The sequence below is a fragment of the Elstera litoralis genome (assembly GCF_000963705.1).
GTDB lineage: Bacteria > Pseudomonadota > Alphaproteobacteria > Elsterales > Elsteraceae > Elstera > Elstera litoralis.
This window is the reverse complement of sequence record NZ_LAJY01000416.1, coordinates 1-3,518: the sequence shown is the minus strand read 5'-3', so window position 1 is coordinate 3,518 and position 3,518 is coordinate 1. Positions and strand designations below refer to the sequence as shown.

The following is a 3,518-nucleotide window of genomic DNA, read 5'->3' as shown; positions in this document are numbered from 1 at the left end:
ATATGGGCGGGGGCCGAGGGCGCGCGCGTTTGGGCCGGGGCCACGCCGGTATCGGGCACGCCACTTTTCGACGCCGCCCGCGCCAACACCTTGTTCACCGCGTCAAACGCGATGCCGGGCAGGAACGGTTCCGTCAGCGCCAGCAGCACCGCCGGGTCGTGCTTGGCGAGGGCGACCAGCCGCCGCGCCGCGTCGGACTTATCGCCGCGCGCTGCAATGATCGCCTGTTTCAGACTGGCGTTTAACGCCGCACTCATGCCGATACCTCTTTGTTCATGGCCGGGAGCTTACCATTCCCCCGCGCGCGTTGCACGGGATGGTGTGTTGTTTCGTGTGATGTTTCCGTCGGCGGCAAAAGGCGCTAAATTCACTCCATGCAGCGCCACCCAACCTATCCCAAAGCCCGTCGTGCCCTTATTGAACGGCGCGCCCTCGATCAAACTCTGGCGGCTCTGTCGCGCGTCGACGGGCAAGGCCCGGCCCGCCGTGCCGCCGTTTTCGCCGAGTTGAAACAGGCGTTGGCGCACGGGCGGGACGAGGTGAAGCGGCGCTTCATGGCCGGGGCCAGCGGGATCGAAGCCGCGCGCGCCATGGCCTATCTGACCGATCAGCTCATTCGCGTGCTCTATGATGATACCACGCTGCGCGTCTACCAAATCCATAATCCCACGCAGTCGGAGCGGCTGTCGGTCGTTGCCGTTGGCGGCTATGGACGCGGCGAGATGGCGCCTTTTTCGGATGTCGATCTGCTGTTCGTGCTGCCCTATAAGCAAACGCCGGTCGGCGAACAGATCGTCGAATATATGCTTTATATGCTGTGGGATTTGGGGCTGAAGGTCGGCCACGCCACGCGCTCGGTGGAAGAATGCCTGCGCATGGCCCGGCAGGATCAAACCATCCGCACCGCCCTTTTGGAAGCGCGCTACGTTTGGGGCGATCAAGCGCTCTACGAGGATTTGAAGCGCCGCTTTGCCGCCGAAGTGGTCAGCGGCACTGCACTCGATTTCGTCGAAGCCAAGCTCAACGAGCGCAATCAGCGCCACGAGCGCTTAGGCGATAGCCGCTATGTGCTGGAGCCGAATATCAAGGAAGGCAAAGGCGCGTTACGCGATTTGCACACGCTCTATTGGATTGCCAAATACGTCTATCAAGTGGAAGACGTGGCGCAACTGCCCTTGCGCGGGGTGCTGACCCCCTCCGAAGCCAATAAGTTCACCAAGGCCGAGGGCTTTTTCTGGACCATCCGCTGCCACCTGCATTATCTCGCCGGGCGCGCCGAGGAGCGCCTGACCTTCGACGTGCAGCGCGAGCTTGCCGCCGCGATGGGCTATACCGATCACGCCGGATCGCGCGGTGTCGAGCGCTTCATGAAGCATTATTTTCTGGTCGCCAAAGATGTAGGCGATCTCACGCGCATTTTCTGCGCCGCGCTGGAAGCCGAACAGAAGCGCAAACCGAAAGCCTCGGCCTTGCAGCGCTGGTTCGGCACCAAAAAACACGCAAAAGACGGGTTCATCGTCGAGGGCAATCGCCTTTCCATCGGCGAGCCCGAAGCGTTTTTGAGTGCTCCGGTGAACCTTATTCGCCTGTTTTGGGAAGCCGACCGCACGGGGTTTGATATTCATCCCATCGCGCTGCGGCTCATCACTCAAAACCTGAAACTGATCGACGCCAAACTGCGCACCGATCCCGAAGCGAACCGGCTGTTCCTCGAAATGCTCGCCTCCCATAAGGAGCCGGAACAAGCGCTGCGGCGGATGAACGAAGCTGGGGTTCTGGGCCGGTTCGTGCCGGACTTTGGCCGCGTCGTCGCGCAAATGCAGTACGATATGTACCATGTGTTCACCGTGGACGAGCATACGCTGTTCGCCATCGGCATTCTGGCGCGAATCGAAAAAGGCGAGCTCAAGGACGAACTGCCGCTGGCGAGCGCGCTATTCCCAACGCTGGTCTCGCGCCGGGCGCTCTATGTCGCCGTCATGCTGCACGATATCGCCAAGGGGCGCGGCGGCGACCATTCGATTCTAGGTGAAGAGGTGGCAAATAAGCTCTGCCCCCGCCTGGGGCTGACGGCGGAGGAGACCGAAACCGTCGCTTGGCTGGTGCGCTGGCATCTCGCCATGAGCAATACCGCCTTCCGCCGCGATTTGCAGGACCCACAGTCCATTCAAGATTTCGTCGATCTGGTGCAATCGCCAGAACGGCTAAAGCTGCTGCTGATTCTGACCGTCGCCGATATTCGCGCCGTCGGCCCGAAGGTGTGGAACAATTGGAAAGCAGGCCTGCTGCGCGAACTCTATAGCCTCGCCGAAGCCCGACTGACCGCCGAACCCGTCGAAGGCGTAAGCCCGTTGGAGCGGCGCACTCAGGCCCAGTTAGCCGATCTGCGCGCCTTGCTGGAAGATTGGCCGGTGGCGGATTTCGACGCCCATATCGCCCTCGGCACCCCCTCTTACTGGCTCTCAGCCGACCCCGCCGCCCTTGCCCGCCACGCGCGCATGATTCGCCGGGCGACGCTGGACGGCGCGCCACTCTCGGTGGAAACCCGGGTCGATGCCAAGCGCGGCGTGACCGATGTGACCATCTACACCGGCGATCATCCCGGCGTTTTCGCCCGCATCGCCGGGGCGCTGGCCGTCGCCGGGGCCAATATCGTCGATGCGCGGATTTTCACCCTGGCCAATAGCATGGTCTTAGATAGTTTTTCGGTGCAGGACGCCGAGGGCGGAGCCTTCGACCGGCCCGATAAGCTGGCGCGCTTGGCGGTGTTGATCGAACAGGCGCTGTCCGGGCGGCTGAAGTCGCTGGCGGACCTCAAAACCCAACGCAACGGGCCGACGCGCACCCAGGTCTTCACGGTGCCGCCGCGCGTGCTAGTACATAACTCCGCCTCCGCCACCTTTACCGTGGTGGAAGTGAATGGGCGTGACCGGCCCGGCCTGTTGCATGATTTGGGCGCGGCGATCACCAGCCAAAATCTGCAAATCGGCGCGGCGAAAATCACCACTTACGGCGAAAAAAGTGGTGGACGTTTTTTATGTGAAGGACATTTTCGGGCTGAAGCTGGAGCGCGCGGGCAAGGTCGGGGAGTTGCAAAAGGCGCTGCTGGCCGTGCTCGATACCGTAGCCCCGCCGGAGCCGAAAGCCGCCCGGCCCGCGCGGGTGCGCAGCCGGACGAAGATTGCGGCGGAATGATTCGCCTGCTGTTGGCCCTCGGGATTGCGAGCGGGGCGGCGCTCGCCAATGACGGGCCGGAAACGCAGATTCAGGTGCTCGAAGCCCTCGCCCGCCAAGATTGGGCCGGGGCACAGACGCTCTGGCAGCCGCGCGCCGAAGCGGGCGACAGTGAGGCGCAATATCAGCTCGGCCTGCTGTTCGCCACCGCGCCCGACCCCTACCGCAACCGGGCGGCTTCCCGCGATTGGCTGACCCGCGCGGGCGATTCCGGCCATCGCGAGGCGCAGTTCCGGCTTGGCATGCTGCTGGCGGGCGACACGCCGCCCGACGAGCCGGGTGCC

At 63.4% G+C, this 3,518-nt stretch carries 1 protein-coding gene and 1 pseudogene; one reads left to right on the top strand and one right to left on the bottom strand.

Annotated elements, in window-relative coordinates; genetic code table 11:
- Positions 1–257 (bottom strand): annotated as a pseudogene (locus VZ95_RS14825) (hypothetical protein); the annotation flags it as partial.
- 117 nt (positions 258–374) lie between these two features.
- Here VZ95_RS14825 and VZ95_RS14820 point away from each other — a divergent pair.
- Positions 375–3,518, top strand: a 3,144-nt coding sequence (locus VZ95_RS14820) for a [protein-PII] uridylyltransferase (protein WP_332308107.1), incomplete at its 3' end; no start/stop codon positions are given.